Raw genomic sequence first — 15533 nt, 5'->3', positions numbered from 1 at the left:
TCCTCCACCTAGCTCGCATGGACGCTCCCGGACGCACGCTGAAGGCCGAGGACGGCGACTCCCGCGCGAGTCCGGTGGAGGACATCAGCCGACCGGCTCGAGCACCGGGCTTCCGTGGGTGGCCCACCACGCGCGCCCCTCGGCCGGCAGGGTGTGGATCGGGTCGTAGTAGACGTAGCGGCGGTCCAGGGCGGCGTCGTCGGTGCGCTCGATGCCGGTCCGGTAGTTCTTGGTCCAGTAGCTGATGCCGCGCTCGCGGTCGTACTCGGCGACCTGGTGCACCCAGCGCTTGCCGACGTAGGGCACGTCGCAGACGATCCGCGGGGTGGCGAAGCCGGGCAGGTAGCCCATGATGTCGTGCTGCAGCGTCTGGGCACGGTCCAGCGAGACCCGCCAGTGCTCGGCGCTGGGGATCATGTCGCACATGTAGAAGTAGTAGGGCGTGATCGAGGCACCGTCGGTGAGGGCGAAGCAGAGGTCGAGCAGCTGGCCGGCGGTGGCGTTGACGCCCTCCAACAGCACGCCCTGGTTGCGGACGTCGCGCACCCCGACGGCCAGCAGGGCCCGGGCGGCATCGGCCACCAGCGGGGTGACCGACTGGGCGGCGTTGACGTGGGTGTGCACCGCGAGCGAGACGCCGCGGGCCCGGGCGGTCTGCGCCAGCGCGCCCATGCCGTCGAGGACCTCGGGCTGCAGCCAGTGCTGGGGGAGGCCCATCAACGCCTTGGTGGCCAGCCGGATGTCGCGGATCGACTCGACGTCCAGCAGGCCCTGCACGAAGGCGGCGAGGTTCTTGAAGGGCAGGTTGGCCACGTCGCCGCCGGAGACCACGACGTCCCGGACGCCGGGGGTGGCCCGCAGGTAATCGAGCATCGCGGCCTGCCGGTCGATCGGCTTGAGGTCGAACTTCAGCTTCGGCACCGCCGGGGTGGAGTTGCCGACCAGGTCCATCCGGGTGCAGTGGCCGCAGTACTGCGGGCAGGTCGACAGCAGCTCGGCGAGCACCTTGGTGGGATAGCGGTGGGTCAGGCCCTCCACGGCCCACATCTCGTGCTCGTGCAGCGAGTCGCGGGCGGCGTAGGGATGGCTGGCCGCCGGGCCGGGCAGCCGGTCGGAGGCGACGGTGAGCATGTAGCGGCGCACCGGGTCGGCCAGCATCGCCGCGGCGGTCGGGACGGCGTCGGGCACCATCGTGTTCAGCATCTGCGGGGGCAGCAGCAGCGACATGGTGGCCCGGCCGGCCTGGTCGGCCGCCACGTCGGCGTAGAAGGAGTCGTCGAGCAGGTCGCCGTAGACGCCCCGCAGCTGTCGGACGTTCTTCACGCAGTTCACCCGCTGCCACTGGGCGCTGCGCCACTGCTCCTCGGTCACCGCGGCGAACCCGGGCAGCCGACGCCAGTCGGGCTCGACCAGGGCGCGGGCGGTGTACTCGTAGGGCTGCTCCAGCACCGGGACTCCTCGCAGGCGGCTCGACGACGACGGACATCCGTCGCGACACGGCGACCTTACGGGAAGAACTGCGGAGTATCAGCAGATTGACGATAGGTTCTCCCGTGTCGGGAGCGCCGCACACGAAGGGATGACGGGTGACCACCAGCACGTTGCAGCGCAGCCTCGGGGTGCACCGGGTGCTCGAACCGGCGGGCGTGCTGCCCCAGGCGGCCCAGCGGCTCGACGCCGACCCGGCGATCGGTCCGGACGAGGTGCGCATCGCCGTGCAGCGGATCAACCTCGACGCGGCGTCCTACCGGCAGCTCACCGAGGAGCACGGCGGGGACGGCGACCGGGTCCGCGCCGCGGTGCTGGAGATCGTCGAGTCGCGGGGCAAGATGCACAACCCGGTCACCGGCTCCGGCGGGATGCTGATCGGCGTCGTCGACGAGGTGGGCCCGGACTCGCCGCTGGGTCTGCGGCCGGGGCAGCGGGTCGCCACCCTGGTCTCCCTCACCCTCACGCCGCTGCGGATCACCGACGGGCTCGCCCGCTGGGACGGCCGCAGCGAACAGGTCCCCGCAGCCGGGACGGCGGTGCTGTTCGCCCGCTCCATCGCCGCGGTGCTGCCCGACGACCTGCCGCAGGAGGTCGCCCTCGCCGTCCTGGACGTCTGCGGCGCGCCGGCCGCCACCGAGCGGGTCGTCCGTCGGGCCGGCCACCGCCCGTCGGTCGCCGTCCTGGGGGCGGCCGGGAAGTCCGGCAGCCTCAGCCTGGCCGCCGCCCGCGACGCCCGGGCCGGGCGCCTGATCGGCGTCGTCCGGAACGGGCAGGAGGCCGACGCGCTACGTTCGGCCGGGTTGGCCGACGAGGTCGTCGTCGCCGACGCCACCGACCCCCTCGCGGTGGCGGCCGCCGTTGGCCGGTGCGTCGACGTCACCGTCGTCTGCGTCGACGTGCCCGGCGCCGAGCACGGCGCAGTCCTGACGACGGCCGACGGCGGCACCGTGCTCTTCTTCTCCATGGCCACCTCCTTCTCGGCGGCGGCGCTGGGTGCGGAGGGGATGGCGTCGGACGTGACCATGCTGGTCGGCAACGGCTACACGCCGGGGCACGCCGCCCTGGCCCTGGACCTGTACCGGCGCTCCCGCGGCGTGCGGGCGCTCATCGAGCCCCGGGTGCGCGGATGAGTCTGATCGACCTGGACCTGCTGCTCACCGACGTGACGGTGGGGGACACCCCCGGCCGGGCCGTGCACGTGCTGGACGGTGTGATCGCCTGGACCGGTCCCGCGGCGGACGCCCCGGCGGCCGGCCGGGTGCTGGACGGCGAGGGCGCGCTGCTCACCCCGGCCTTCGTCGACGCCCACGTGCACGCCACGGCCACCGGGCTGGCGCTGACCGGCCTGGACCTGCACGGTGCGGACAGCCTGCGCTCGGCGGTCGCCCGGGTCGCCGCCCACGCCGCGGCCGGTCCCAGCGGCACGGTGCTGGGCACCGGCTGGGACGAGACGGACTGGCCCGAGGGCCGCGGGCTGACCCGGGCCGACCTGGACGCCGTGGTCGGCGACCGGCCGGCCTACCTGGCCCGGGTCGACGTCCACTCCGCCACCGTGTCCACCGGCCTGCTCGACCGCGTTCCCGGAATCGCCGACCTGCCCGGCTACGCCCCGGACGGCCGGCTCCGGCTGGACGCCCACCACGCCGTCCGGCAGACCGCCTACGGGGCGGTCCCGGCCGACCAGCGGCGGTCCGCCCAGCGGGCCACCCTGCGCGCCGCCGCGGCGCTGGGCATCGGCAGCGTGCACGAGATGGCCGGCCCGGAGGTCTCCAGCCTCGCGGACCTCACCGACCTGCTCGAGCTCGCCACCCTGGGGCCCGGCCCCCAGGTGCTCGGGTACTGGGGCGAGCTGTCCGAGCGCGGCGGCCTGGACGTCGTCCGCGACCTCGGGCTGGCCGGCGCCGGCGGCGACCTGTTCTGCGACGGCGCGTTCGGGTCGCACACCGCTGCCCTGCACACCCCCTACGCCGACCGGCCGGAGACCACCGGGGCGCTGCGCTTCGACACCGGTTCGCTGGTCGAGCACCTGCGCGCCTGCACGGCCGCCGGGGTGCAGGCCGGGTTCCACTGCATCGGCGACGCCGCGGTCGACCAGGTGCTCACCGCGGTCGGCGCCGTCGTCGACGAGCTGGGCCGGGACGCCGTCCTGGCCTGCCGGCACCGGCTGGAGCACGTGGAGATGGTCGGCGACGACGCGATCGCGAAGATGCGCCGGTGGGGGATGGTGGCCAGTGTCCAGCCCGCCTTCGACGCCGCCTGGGGTGGAGCGGAGGGGATGTACGCCGAACGGCTGGGCATCGAGCGCGCCGTTTCCTGCAACCCACTCGCCGACCTGGTCGACGGCGGGGTCGCGGTGGCCATCGGCAGCGACGCCCCGGTCACCCCGCTGGACCCGTGGGGCGGGGTGTACGCGGCGGTCGACCACCGCACCCCCGGCGCTGGCCTGCGGCCCTTCGACGCCTTCGACGCCGCGAGTCACGGCGGCTGGCACGCCGTCCGCCGCGAGCACTCCGACGGGCCGCTCGCGCTCGGCGCCCCGGCGTCCTTGGCGTTGTGGGCAACCAGCGACACGCTGTCCGCTGTCCTGGCGAGGCGTGCCCGACCCACCTGCCGGCTCCTCCTGGTCGCCGGCGAACCGATCGGAGAGATGCGATGAGCACCAACTTCGCAGAAATGACCATTTCTGCGTCGAGCACGAACGGGGCCGTCCGCTGGGACGGGCAGAAATGGCCATTTCTGCCCAACGGGTGGCGGGCGTGAGCGGCCTGACGCTGGACCCGGTGCTTGTCGCGCGCGCCCGGGAGCTCGCCACGCGCGCTGCCGCGCCGGTGGTCGACCTGGCGAAGGCGCACACCACCGTGTCCGTCGAGCGGGCCGTGCTGCGGCTGGCCGGTCTGACCGGCACCGACCCGGTGCTCGGCGACGGCGAGGTGCCCTGGGTCAACCGCGTGGTGGACGCCGTCCGCGAGCAGGTCGGGCTGGAGTCCGGGGTCGCGCTGCCGGTCTGGCACGCGCTCGCGAACGGGACGGCGCCATCGCTGTCCGCGCTCGCCGAGCAGGTGGGCGCGGGCACCGCCCGGTTCACCGTGCCCACCGGGGCCGAGGCCGACCGGGCCCGCGAGGTCGCGCGCGCCGCGGTCGGCACCGGCATCGCCCGGATCGACGCCAACCGGGCCCGCCGGGAGGAGCTGGTGGCCACCCTGGGCGACCCGCCGCGCCGTCCGTGGATCTACCTCATCGTGGCCACCGGCGACATCTACGAGGACATCCCGCAGGCCCAGGCCGCCGCCCGCGCCGGGGCGGACGTGATCGCGGTGATCCGTTCCACCGGCCAGTCGCTGCTGGACTACGTGCCCGAAGGCGCCACCCGCACCGGATACGCCGGCACGTACGCGACGGGGGAGAATTTCCGGCTGATGCGGGCCGCGCTGGACGAGGTGGGCGTGGAGCTGGGCCGCTACGTGCGGCTGACCAACTACGCCTCCGGGCTGTGCATGCCCGAGATCGCCGTCCTGGCCGGGCTGGAGCGGCTGGACATGATGCTCAACGACGCGATGTACGGGATCCTCTTCCGCGACATCAACCCGCAGCGCACCTTCGTCGACCAGCGGTTCAGCCGGATGGTGCACGCCCGGGCCGGCATCATCATCAACACCGGCGAAGACAACTACCTCACCACCGCCGACGCCGTCGACGAGGCGCACACCGTCACCGTCAGTCAGCTGCTCAACGAACGGCTCGCGCACGAGGCGGGGCTCGAGGACTGGCAGCTGGGCCTGGGTCACGCCTTCGAGATCGACCCCGACCGGCCGGAATCCTTCCGGCTGGAGCTCGCCCACGCCCTGCTGGCCCGCGGACTGTTCCCCGACGCCCCGCTGAAGTGGATGCCGCCGACCAAGCACATGACCGGCGACGTGTTCCGCGGCTACCTGCTCGACGGCTTCTTCAACCTGGCCGGGGCGCTCACCGGCCAGGGCATCCTGCTGGTGGGGATGATGACCGAGGCCGTCGTCACGCCGTGGCTGTCCGACCGGGACCTGGCGCTGCGCAACGTCCGCTACGTGCTGGATGCGGCCGGCAACCTGGCCGAGGACTTCGCCCCGCAGCCGGGCGGGTTCATCGACGCCCGCGCGCACACCGTGCTAACCGAGGCGTTACAGCTGCTGGAACGGATCGCGGACCACCCGCAGGGCCTGATCCAGGCCATCGCCGACGGCACGTTCGGCATCACCAAGCGCCGCCCGGACGGCGGCAAGGGCCTGGACGGCGTGTTCCGCAAGGCCGCCGACCATTACGACCCTGCGCTGGAGCTCCTGGCCGAGGCGAAGGAGCCGGCCGGTGTCTGAGGGGACCGTGATCCGTCCCTACGGTGACACGACCGGCGACGGCATGGTGCAGACGTCGTTCACGCTGCCGGTGCCCCCCGGGCCGCAGGCCGACGGCGCAGCGCTACAACTGGCCGCCAAGATGGGCATCTCGCCGGCGATGGTGGTGCACAGCACCGGGATCGGCACCGCATTCACCTTCTTCGTCGTCTATGGCAGCGTCCAGCACCTGGTCGACCTGGCCGAGGTGCACGTCGAGGAGCGGCCCTACCCGCTGCTGTCGCCCAGTGAGGTCAATGCCGCGGTGAAGACCCGGCTGCGGCGCAGCCTGGTGGTGCTCGGCGCCTGCATCGGCACCGACGCCCACACCGTCGGCATCGACGCCATCCTCAACCTCAAAGGCTTCGCGGGGGAGAAGGGCCTGGAGTACTACCGGGAGCTGCAGGTCGCCAACCTCGGCGCCCAGGTCAGCGTGCCCGAACTGGTCCGCGCCGCCCGGACGGCGAAGGCCGACGCGGTGCTGGTCTCCCAGGTGGTCACCCAGAAGGACGCCCACCTGCGCAACACCCGAGAGCTGGCCGGTGCCTTCCGCGAGGCGATGGGGGAGTCCCGGCCGCTGCTGGTGGTCGGCGGCCCCCGGTTCGACCCGGCGATGGCGGCCGACCTCGGCGTGGACAAGGTCTTCGGCCGGGGAACGACGCCCGGCGAGGTCGCCAGCTACCTCGTGCACGCCCTCGTCCCGTCCCCGGACTCCCAGGAGGCCCCCGCATGACCGACCCCGCCCCGACCGACGCCCGGCTCGGGCTGACCGTCACCCACCGCCGGTACGTGCCCTATGCGCACGCCCACTACGGCGGCTCGCTGGTCGACGGTGCCTACACGCTGGGCCTGTTCGGCGACGTGGCCACCGAAGTGGCCATCCGCACCGACGGCGACGAGGGGTTGCTGGCCGGCTACTCCGAAATCCGGTTCCTCGCCCCGGTGCAGGCCGGTGACGTGCTCGAGGCCTCCTGCGAGGTGGTGCGGGTCGGTCGCCGCAGCCGGGAGCTGCGCTGCTGGGCCGACGTCGTCGCCCGCGCCGAGCCCGACCGCGGCGCCTCGGCGGCGACGGTGCTCAACCCACCGCTGCGGGTGGTAGAGGCAGTGGCCGCCCTCGTCGTCCCCGCCGGGCCTGATCCGGCCTGACCTGCGCCGACGGTCGTTCGGTACACCAGCTGTAACGGTTGCGTAACGGTACGAACCGGCAGCCCCCGGTGCTTCCCTCGCCGTGCCCAGGTCCCTATCGTCTTCAGCGCGTTCCCAGCCGCGTGGGATCCCCGCACCACCAGACAACGGGAGGAACGGTCGCAGCCGCGACCGCCCACCCGGCCCGAAGGTGCGGGGCTCCTCGCCGGCGACGAGGAACGCAGGGTCCGTCCGACGGTGCGGGTGCGGCCGGGAGCCCGCCAGGCGATCCGGCCGGGGTGGGATGCTGGAGGCTGGCCGCTGCCCCCGGGCAGCGGCCAGGCCCCGCCCGGTGTGGCGCGGGGTCCTTCAGGACCCGGCGCACGGCCGGGCCAGCGCGGAAGGCGGCGGTGCCGGCAGTGGCGACGACCGGCACGGTGCAACCCTCGACCTCACCGTCAGGTGCACCCGCTCCGCCCCCGGACGGCGGTTCGTCCCGGCGTCCGGCAGTGCCCTGGCGCACCGCGCTGGCCACAGCCGGCGGCCTGGCGCTCTACCTCTCCTTCCCCGGGCACGACCTGGGCGGGCTCGCTGTCCTCGGCCCGGCGGCGCTCAGCCTGGCCACGCACGGCCGGCGGCTACGCGGCGGACTCTGGCTGGGGCTGGTCCTCGGCCTGGTGTTCCTGCTGCCGCTGCTGTCCTGGACCGGGGTCTACGTCGGCTCCTTCCCGTGGCTCGCGCTGGGGATCTTCGAGTCGCTCTACCTGGCGCTGCTCGGCGGTGCCCTGGCGCTCACCTCCCGGCTGCCCGGCTGGCCGGTGTGGGCAGCGGCGCTGTGGGTGTCCGACGAGGCGCTGCGCAGCCGGCTGCCGTTCGGTGGCTTCCCCTGGGGCCGGCTTGCCTTCAGTCAGGCCGAGGGCCCCTTCGTCTCCTTCGCGGCCTACGGCGGTGCGCCGCTGGTCACCTTCGCCGTCGCCCTCACCGGCACCCTGCTGGCCGCTGCCGCGCTGGCCCTGCGCCGCGCCTGGGCCAGGCGCCGCACCGAGGACGCACTCTCCCGGTCACCCGCCCGGTTGGCGGCCCTCGCCGTCGCCGGGGTGCTGGCCGTGCCGCTACTGGGTGCGGTCGCCTGGCTTCCGCTCGCCGGCCCCTCGCTGACCGAGGGTGGGCCGACCCGCACGGTGGCCGTCGTCCAGGGGAACGTGCCGCGGGCCGGGCTGGAGTTCAACGCCCAGCGCCGCGCCGTGCTGGACAACCACGCGGACGAGACGCTCCGCCTGGCCGCGTCGGTCCACGCGGGCGACGCCGCTCAGCCCGATCTGGTGATCTGGCCGGAGAACAGCTCGGACATCGATCCCTACCGCAACGACGACGCTGCCCGGGTGATCAGCCGGGCAGCCGCGGCAATCGGGGCGCCCGTGCTGGTCGGCGCGGTGGTCGAGGGCCCGGGGCAGTATCTCTCCAACACCGGCATCGTCTGGGACCCGGTCACCGGGCCCGGTGACACCTACGTCAAGCGGCACCCCGTGCCGCTGGCCGAGTACGTGCCGTACCGGTCGTTCTTCCGGTTCTTCAGCGACAAGGTCGACCTGGTCCGCCGGGACTTCACCCAGGGCAGCGGTGTAGGGGCCCTGGACATCGGCGGCGCCCGGATCGGCGACGTCATCTGCTTCGAGGTCGCCTACGACTCCTTGGTCGCCGACGTCGTCGACGCCGGGGCCGGCATGGTCGTCGTGCAGACGAACAACGCGACCTTCGGGTTCACCGACGAGAGCGAGCAGCAGCTGGCCATGAGCCGGCTGCGGGCGGTGGAGTTCGGCCGTACCGTGGTCGTCTCGGCCACCAGCGGGATCAGCGCGGTCATCGCGCCGGACGGGTCGGTGGCCCGGCGTTCGCAGCTGTTCACACCCGACGTCTTCGTCGAGCCGATCGCGCAGCGCCAGCAGTCGACGGTGGCGCAGCGACTGGGCGGCTGGCCCGAGTGGGTGCTCACCGCCCTGGGAGTGGCCGCGCTCGGCGCGGTCGCCGTCCGGGCCGGGCGACGCCGGCAGTCCTCCCGATGACCACCGGTCCGGCGGAGACCCCCCCGGGCACGGCGGGCGTCCTGGTGGTCATCCCGACCTACGAGGAGATCGGCAGCCTGGGCGGCGTGCTCGACCGGCTGCACGCCGCGGCGCCCGAGGCACACGTGCTGGTCGTGGACGACGCCTCACCCGACGGCACCGGTGAGCTGGCCGACGCCCGGGCGGCTGCCGACGAGCGGGTGCACGTGCTGCACCGGCCCGGCAAGGGCGGGCTCGGCCCGGCCTACGTCGCCGGCTTCGGCTGGGCCGCCGAGCACGGCTACGCGGTGGTGGTGGAGATGGACGCCGACGGCTCGCACCCGCCCGAGCGGCTCCCGTCGCTGCTGGCCGCGCTGGAGGACGCCGACCTGGTGCTCGGCTCCCGGTACGTGCCCGGCGGGAAGGTGCGCGACTGGCCGGCCTACCGGCTGGCGCTCTCCCGGTTCGGCAATCTCTACACCCGCTGGGCGCTGCGGCTGCCGCTGGCCGACGCGACCGGCGGCTACCGCGCCGCCCGGGCGGACCTGCTGGCCCGGCTGCCCTTCGACGAGGTGGCCAGCGAGGGCTACTGCTTCCAGGTCGACTGGGCCTGGCGCGCCCACCGCGCCGGCGCGCGGGTGGTGGAGGTGCCGATCACCTTCACCGAACGCGCGGTCGGCCGGAGCAAGATGAGCTCGTCGATCGTTGGAGAGGCGTTGGCGCGTGTGACGTGGTGGGGCGTGCGCGACCGGCTGGCCGATCGGCTGCCCGGTCGGCTGTCCCACCCGGTGCCGGCACGGGTCCGCGACGAGGGTGGCGCGAAGGTGCTCCGGTAGGAGGCGCACCGGCCGCCCGGCGCGGAGGACGAGGAGAACACATGTCGACCCACCACGTCGCGGCCGGCCTCACCCAGGGCCCGCGGACGCCGGCCCGACTTCGGACGGCGCTGGGGCTGGGGGCGCTGGCCGAGGTCGTCATCTTCGCGCTGGTGGTCTCCCAGCTCGGCTTCGGCTGGACGATCCTGCTCACCCTGGCCACCAGCGCCCTGGGCTTCGTCCTGCTCGCCCGGCAGGGCACCCGGGCACTGGCCGACCTGGGTGAGCGGGCACAGACCCGGCAGGCCCCCGGCCGCGCGCTCGGCGACGCCGGGCTGGTGGCGTTGGGTGGGCTGCTCATGGTGCTGCCGGGCTTCCTCGGCGACGTCCTGGGCTTGTTGTGCCTGCTACCGCTCACCCGGGCGCTGCCGAGGGCGCTCATCGCCCGCGGCCTGCTGCGGCACGTCCCGGTCCAGCTGCGCGGGCCGGTCCGGGTGCGTTCGACGCGCACCGGCACGGTGGGCCCGGCTCCGCACGGGGCGGCGGCCGCACCGACGGCGCCGCCGCGGGTCATCGAGGGCGAGATCGTCAGCTGACGCCCGGTCGCCGGACCGGTCGCCCGGTCCGGCATGAAACGGTTCCGGACATGGAACGGCCCCGGTGGGGGAGTCTCCACCGGGGCCGTCCTGCGTCGCGGGTGGCGCCTTCGTACAGGTGGTCCAGGATCAGCTGGCGCGGGTCCGCCGGCCGCGGAGCACCTCGAGCCGCTCGGCGAGGACCTCTTCGAGGTCGTCGACGGAGCGACGTTCCAGCAGCATGTCCCAGTGGGTGCGCGGGGGCTTGACCTTCTTCGGCGCCGGCTCGGCACCGCCCACGAGCTTGGCGGCCGAACCGTCGTACTTGCACTCCCAGGTGTCGGGGAGCTCGGCATCGTCAGCGAAGGGCACCGTCACCAGGTGGCCCTGGGTACACCTGTACTCGGCGTACTGCCGCTCGATCGGCGCGGTGTTGCGCTCGGTCTCGTAGCTCACGCTGCCCAGTCGGCTACCTCGTAGGGATCGCTCGCCCATGGCACACCGTCCTCTCGTGCTTCGTCGGTGGTCTTGGCTACCCGGGCAGCCGCGTGCTCATGCCACGTGGCTAGGGAAGTCATGGGGACTAACGACAGGTCTTCGATGAAGATTCCGTGTTGTCAGTTCCGCATCATCGCATGGAGTGGTAAGCGGGCTACCGGCCACCCCCTCCGGGTGAGGTCGGACGCCGACCGGAGCGGTCAGCGCAGCGCGAGCTGGCCGGGTCCGGTGGGCGTGGTGCCGGCGGCAGAGCACTTGGTGCCGCACCCCTTCCTCCTTACGCCGACAGCCCCGCCGTTGCCGGGGGTGGGTACCGCCGCCGGCGCGGTGTCGGCCACGACGACCGCGGCGCCCTCGCGGACCAGCGCACGCCCACCACGCGCGCATTGAGCAGCCCGGGCAGCCCGCACCAGCACAGCACCTGGACCTGGACGCGCTGCACGTCGTCGGCGAACTCGAACAGCCGCTGGGTGCCTGGAACAGCCGGGTGCGGAAGTCGGTGGTCAGCCCTGAGGCGTAGACGTCGACGCGGGACTCGTCGACCAGCTCGGCCAGCTGTTCGACCTGGGCGCCGGTGAGGAACTGCACCTCGTCGACGATCAGGTAGTCGACCCGGTGCCCGGCCGCCATCGCTTCCGGACCAGCAATCGGACGTCGGTCGCGTCGGACAGCTCGAGCGCGTCGCGGCGCAGCCCCACCCGGGAGCTGATCTGCGGCACCCCGGACCGGTCGCCCTGGGTCAGCAGCAGGCCGCGCCGGCCCTGGCGGCTCTGGTTGTGGTCCACCTGCAGCGCCAGCGTCGACTTCCCGCAGTTCATCGGTCCGTGGAACAACACCAGCGACGCCGGGGCCGGGTGGCGGCGTCGGTCGCCGGCCACCGGGACGCTGTCCGGTCCGGTTCCGGTCGCCGATGGGGGGAGGGGGGTCACAGGCGCTCCGGTGGGACGTTGCCGGTCTCGACGATCGCCCGGCGCAGGTCCAACTTCGCCAACAGCACGCCGCCCGCGACGAAGAAGAAGACCAGGCTGAAGATGGCGTACCGGTAGGACTCGGTGAGCTGATAGGTCAGGGCGAACAGGAAGGGCCCCAGCCAGCTGGTGCCCCGGTCGCTGATCTCGTAGAAACCGAAGTACTCGGCCTCCCGGCCGACCGGGATCAGCTGGCTGAACAGCGAACGGGACAGTGCCTGGGTGCCGCCGAGCACGAAGCCGATGAGGACGGCGAGACCGTAGAACTGCAGGGCGGCCCCGGCCTGCACGAAGTAGGCGATGACCAGGACGCCGGTCCACACGACCAGGGACCAGAGGACCGTCCGCTTGGCGCCCACGACGCCGGCCACCCGACCCAGGGCGACCGCACCGAAGAAGGCGACCACCTGGACCAGCAGGATCGCCGAGATCAGCGTGGACTGGGAGAGGTCGAGCTCCTCGGCGCCGTACTGCGCGGAGACGCCGATGACGGTCTGCACGCCGTCGTTGAACAGCAGGTAGGCGCCGAGGAACCACAACGTGAGCCGGTGGCCGCGCAGGTCGCGCAGGGTGCCGGCCAGCTGGCGGAACCCTCCGGCGAGAGCACCGCCCCTGGCCCCGGCGCCATGGGCTTCCGCGGGCGGCCGGCGGTTGCGCAGCAGCGAGACGCTGACCACGGTGAACCCGGCCCACCAGACGCCGGCCGAGGCCAGGCAGATGCGGACCGCCTCGCCCTCGCTGAGGCCCAGGGACTCGTACTGGCTGAACAGTGCCAGGTTGGCGGCCAACAGCAGGGCACCGCCGAGGTAGCCGAACGCCCAGCCCCGGCTGGAGACCGCGTCCCGCTCGTCGGGGCCGGCGAGGTCGGGCAGCCAGGAGTAGTACACGACCGTCGCCGCGCCGAAGCACAGGTTCGCCACGACGAACAGGGCCGCTCCCAGCAGATACCGCTCGCCGGCAACGAAGAACAGGGCCATCGTGCACAGCGAACCCAGCAGCGCGAATCCGGCCAGGAGCTGGCGCTTGCGGCCGCTGCGGTCGGCGACGGCACCGGTGATCGGCAGCACGAACACCTGCAGCACGACCGACACCGACAGCACGTAGCCGAAGAAGCTGCCCGGCGGCATCCCGATGCCCAGTGGGTGGATGCGGTCGGAGGCGTCGGCGGCCTGCTCGGCGATCGAGGTCAGGTACGGGGCCAGGAAGACCGTGGTGACCGAGGTGTTGAAGACCGACATCGCCCAGTCGTAGGAGTACCAGCCACCTCGTTCCCGGCGCAGGGCCCGGTCCTCCGCCGGTGGGGTGTTGGTCGCCAGATCGCTCACCGGCGCAGGGTGTCAGTCGTCCGCGCGGTGATCCAGCAGGCGGGCGTCGCGGTCACGGGATGTCGTCCGGCACGATGCCCCCGGGGAATGCGGCGACCGCGGTCGTCGGGCGGGTGGGGTCGGCGAAGGCGATCCGGTCCCGCGGCTCCCCGGCCCGCAGCGGTACGAGGCCGCGGGTGAGGGCGGCGGCAATCCGGGCGCGGGCGCGGTTGGCGTCGCCCACGCGGCCGGGCCGGAGGTCCTCGCAGTACACCGGCGGCCCGATGTGCACCTTGAGCGCCGGCTGGCGCCAGAGCGCAGCCAGCGCGGTGCGCAGCTTGCCCCAGTCGTTGGCGTATTGCAGGACCTCGTGCGCGCCCCATTGACTGACCGGGATCACCGGGACGTCGGCCTCCAGCGCCAGCCGGGCCAGGCCGGTGCGACCGCGCTCGGGCCAGCCGTCGGGTGCCAGACCGACCCGGCCCTCGGGGTACGCGACGACGTGACCGCCGCCGGCGAGCGCCACCCGGGTCACCCGCAGCGCGTGGGCCGCGACGTCGGTGCCCCGGACCACCCTGATCACCCCCGCGCGCTCCAGCAGGGCGCCGACCACGGGCGCGGCGACGATGCTGCCGGTGGCCAGGAACCGGGGCGTGACCCCGGCTCGGCGCAGCGCCACGGCGACGACGAACATGTCGAAGTCGCCGATGTGGTTGACCGCCAGCAGCAGCGGACCGCGCAGCCACGGCTCGGGGATGCTGCCGGTGACCTGGACGCGGCCGAAAACGCTGGGGAGCCAGCCGCAGGTCCGCAGCATGAAGCGCCAGAACCACCACGGCGGGGCAGCGGCGATGGCGAGTTCGCGGGCGAACCACTCGGGGTCGTCCGGGGCAACCACCTCCTGCAGGTGTACGGGCAGCGACGGGGGAGCAGGGTGCCAGCTGCGCAGCCGGGCACCCACAGTTATGCGCCCGTCCACTGGCCGCGGTCCTTGAGCACGTCGCGCAGCATCCCGGGGCGGTCGGTCATCAGCCCGTCGACGCCCAGGTCGAGCAGCTCGGTGGCCTCCCGCTCGGTGTCGACGGTCCAGACGTGCACCTGCAGGCTCCGGGCGTGTGCTGCAGCGAGAAACCGCTCGTCGACCAGTGGCCGGCCGCCCAGGTGCAGGGGCACCTGGGCGCAGCCGGCCTGGATGCGGACCGGGCCGGCTGCCCGGGGGGAGTAGGAGGACAACCGCAGCGCGGCCACGCCACGCGGCCCCAGCGACGTGCACACGTCCGGGCCGAAGACCCGCCGGGCGGCGGCGACCCGGGCGTCGGAGAAGGAGGCCAGGCAGATTCGGTCCTCGACCCCCATCCGGCGGACGGTGCAGACCAGCAGTGCCAGCACGCCCGCGGCCTTGATGTCCAGGTTGAACCGCATGTCGGGCCAGGCGCCCAGCAGGTCGTCGAGCCGGACGACGGGATCCCGGCCACCGATCAGCGCCGTCTGCACCTCCCGCCACGGCAGGTTCTCCACCCGGCCCGTGCGGTCGGTGACCCGGTCCAGCGTGGGGTCGTGGAAGGCGACCAGGACCCCGTCGGAGGTCACCCGGACGTCGGTCTCCAGGTACCGGTAGCCCAACGCGACCGACGCCTCGAAGGCCGGCATCGTGTTCTCGACGTGCTCGATGGCACCACCGCGGTGCGCCATCGCCACCGGTGTCGGGCCGTCGAGGAAGGCGTAGCGCGAGCCCGGCACACGATCACGCTAGTGCCGGTTGCCACGGCTCCTGGCAGCGGTGTCCCGACCGGCCGCCCGGCGCATCGCCGGAGTACCCGCGTGTCCGTCGCCGGCCGCCGGTCCTGGCCGTCTACCGTCGAGGACGTGGCTGCAGACACCAGCGCGCCGGTCCGGCCGGCGTCCCGGACGCGACGAGCCTCGGCCGCGGCGCGGGCCGAGGAGCGACGATGCGGCTGGTGCCGCAGCGTACTGCCGGCGCAGGAGACCGTCGGCCGCCCACGTCTGTACTGTGGTCAGGCGTGCCGGCAGCGTGCTTACGAGCAGCGCACCGCCACGGCGAAGGCCGGGCTCAGCGAGGACGTCGTCCTGGTGACGCGGACCGAGCTCGACGGGCTGCAGGACCGTCTGTACCAGCTGCGCTGCGCCATCGAGGACGTCCAGACGCTGCTCACCGAAAAGCCGACCAAGGCCGAACTCGAGCGCTCACTGGACGACCTGGTGCGCTCGACCGGCCGGCTGGACCGGCTGTGGTTGTCCGGCCGGTCGGCCGGCTGAGCCTCCCCTCAATCCACCGTTGTTCCGTCACGTGACGGAACAACGGTCAGGGGAGCGCCACCTCGGGGGAGGGT

Annotated in this window: 16 protein-coding genes; 9 read left to right on the top strand and 7 right to left on the bottom strand. The window is 73.5% G+C overall.

All coding sequences use genetic code 11. The features are described from left to right. Positions 1 to 84: 84 nt before the first annotated feature. Positions 85 to 1449 carry a KamA family radical SAM protein gene (locus tag BLW04_RS13320; RefSeq protein ID WP_091541739.1) on the bottom strand — a complete coding sequence of 455 codons (1365 nt, stop codon included), beginning with the start codon at positions 1447 to 1449 and terminating at the stop codon, positions 85 to 87. 137 nt (positions 1450 to 1586) lie between these two features. On the opposite strand from BLW04_RS13320, the gene BLW04_RS13315 reads away from it, so the two are divergent. The 8 genes from BLW04_RS13315 to BLW04_RS13280 all read left to right on the top strand — a co-directional run bounded on the left by BLW04_RS13315 (position 1587) and on the right by BLW04_RS13280 (position 10433). After that, positions 1587 to 2621, top strand: coding sequence for an L-erythro-3,5-diaminohexanoate dehydrogenase (locus BLW04_RS13315; RefSeq protein WP_254781505.1), 1035 nt, complete (start codon positions 1587 to 1589; stop codon positions 2619 to 2621). Continuing rightward, positions 2618 to 4147: an amidohydrolase gene (locus BLW04_RS13310; RefSeq protein ID WP_091541735.1), complete on the top strand. Its 1530-nt coding sequence runs from the start codon at positions 2618 to 2620 to the stop codon at positions 4145 to 4147. The genes BLW04_RS13315 and BLW04_RS13310 overlap by 4 nt, the downstream gene beginning before the upstream one ends. Positions 4148 to 4247: 100 nt before the next feature. Beyond that, positions 4248 to 5837 (top strand): lysine 5,6-aminomutase subunit alpha, encoded by a 1590-nt coding sequence (locus BLW04_RS13305; protein ID WP_091541731.1) that lies wholly within the window; start codon positions 4248 to 4250, stop codon positions 5835 to 5837. Next, positions 5830 to 6588, top strand: coding sequence for a lysine 5,6-aminomutase subunit beta (locus BLW04_RS13300; RefSeq protein WP_091541728.1), 759 nt, complete (start codon positions 5830 to 5832; stop codon positions 6586 to 6588). The genes BLW04_RS13305 and BLW04_RS13300 overlap by 8 nt, the downstream gene beginning before the upstream one ends. Next, positions 6585 to 7001 carry a 3-aminobutyryl-CoA ammonia lyase gene (locus tag BLW04_RS13295; RefSeq protein WP_091541725.1) on the top strand — a complete coding sequence of 139 codons (417 nt, stop codon included), beginning with the start codon at positions 6585 to 6587 and terminating at the stop codon, positions 6999 to 7001. The genes BLW04_RS13300 and BLW04_RS13295 overlap by 4 nt, the downstream gene beginning before the upstream one ends. Positions 7002 to 7489: 488 nt before the next feature. Further along, a complete protein-coding gene (gene lnt, locus BLW04_RS13290; RefSeq protein ID WP_254781504.1) occupies positions 7490 to 9043 on the top strand; it encodes an apolipoprotein N-acyltransferase in 1554 nt (517 codons plus the stop codon). Next, a complete protein-coding gene (locus BLW04_RS13285; RefSeq protein WP_091541719.1) occupies positions 9040 to 9858 on the top strand; it encodes a polyprenol monophosphomannose synthase in 819 nt (272 codons plus the stop codon). The genes lnt and BLW04_RS13285 overlap by 4 nt, the downstream gene beginning before the upstream one ends. A 41-nt stretch (positions 9859 to 9899) precedes the next feature. Beyond that, positions 9900 to 10433, top strand: coding sequence for an FxsA family protein (locus BLW04_RS13280; protein ID WP_091541716.1), 534 nt, complete (start codon positions 9900 to 9902; stop codon positions 10431 to 10433). A gap of 129 nt (positions 10434 to 10562) precedes the next feature. Here BLW04_RS13280 and BLW04_RS13275 read toward each other — a convergent pair whose 3' ends face one another. Genes BLW04_RS13275 through BLW04_RS13255 form a run of 6 tightly spaced genes read right to left on the bottom strand, consistent with a single transcriptional unit; the run spans position 10563 to position 14922 of the window. Beyond that, positions 10563 to 10907 carry an RNA polymerase-binding protein RbpA gene (locus tag BLW04_RS13275; RefSeq protein ID WP_091541713.1) on the bottom strand — a complete coding sequence of 115 codons (345 nt, stop codon included), beginning with the start codon at positions 10905 to 10907 and terminating at the stop codon, positions 10563 to 10565. Between the two features lie 57 nt (positions 10908 to 10964). Beyond that, on the bottom strand, positions 10965 to 11540 hold the full coding sequence (locus BLW04_RS28420) for a thymidine kinase (protein WP_254781502.1): 576 nt from the start codon (positions 11538 to 11540) through the stop codon (positions 10965 to 10967). Then, positions 11510 to 11839, bottom strand: a complete 330-nt coding sequence (locus BLW04_RS28415; protein ID WP_254781500.1) for a thymidine kinase — start codon at positions 11837 to 11839, stop codon at positions 11510 to 11512. Before BLW04_RS28415 ends, BLW04_RS28420 begins: the two co-directional genes overlap by 31 nt. Then, entirely contained in the window at positions 11836 to 13203 is a 1368-nt protein-coding gene (locus BLW04_RS13265) for an MFS transporter (RefSeq protein ID WP_254781498.1), read from the bottom strand. The genes BLW04_RS28415 and BLW04_RS13265 overlap by 4 nt, the downstream gene beginning before the upstream one ends. A 52-nt stretch (positions 13204 to 13255) precedes the next feature. Beyond that, positions 13256 to 14161, bottom strand: a complete 906-nt coding sequence (locus BLW04_RS13260; RefSeq protein ID WP_254781496.1) for a lysophospholipid acyltransferase family protein — start codon at positions 14159 to 14161, stop codon at positions 13256 to 13258. After that, the gene (locus BLW04_RS13255; RefSeq protein WP_175484038.1) at positions 14146 to 14922 is read right to left on the bottom strand and encodes a glycerophosphodiester phosphodiesterase; all 777 of its coding nucleotides are present in this window, start codon (positions 14920 to 14922) and stop codon (positions 14146 to 14148) included. Before BLW04_RS13255 ends, BLW04_RS13260 begins: the two co-directional genes overlap by 16 nt. Positions 14923 to 15048: 126 nt before the next feature. On the opposite strand from BLW04_RS13255, the gene BLW04_RS13250 reads away from it, so the two are divergent. Further along, a complete protein-coding gene (locus tag BLW04_RS13250) occupies positions 15049 to 15459 on the top strand; it encodes a hypothetical protein (RefSeq protein ID WP_254781494.1) in 411 nt (136 codons plus the stop codon). Positions 15460 to 15533: the final 74 nt, after the last annotated feature.

This window comes from Modestobacter sp. DSM 44400 (genome assembly GCF_900107175.1).
Taxonomy (GTDB): Bacteria; Actinomycetota; Actinomycetes; order Mycobacteriales; family Geodermatophilaceae; genus Modestobacter.
This window is presented reverse-complemented; position numbering and strand designations above follow the sequence as displayed.

Bases quoted from the DNA above. Each gene is read 5' to 3' on its own strand.
- BLW04_RS13310 (WP_091541735.1), top strand. From the start codon at position 2,618: ATGAGTCTGATCGACCTGGACCTGCTGCTCACCGACGTGACGGTGGGG.
- BLW04_RS13295 (WP_091541725.1), top strand. From the start codon at position 6,585: ATGACCGACCCCGCCCCGACCGACGCCCGGCTCGGGCTGACCGTCACC.
- BLW04_RS13285 (WP_091541719.1), top strand. From the start codon at position 9,040: ATGACCACCGGTCCGGCGGAGACCCCCCCGGGCACGGCGGGCGTCCTG.
- BLW04_RS13280 (WP_091541716.1), top strand. From the start codon at position 9,900: ATGTCGACCCACCACGTCGCGGCCGGCCTCACCCAGGGCCCGCGGACG.
- BLW04_RS13275 (WP_091541713.1), bottom strand. From the start codon at position 10,907: ATGGGCGAGCGATCCCTACGAGGTAGCCGACTGGGCAGCGTGAGCTAC.
- BLW04_RS28420 (WP_254781502.1), bottom strand. From the start codon at position 11,540: ATGGCGGCCGGGCACCGGGTCGACTACCTGATCGTCGACGAGGTGCAG.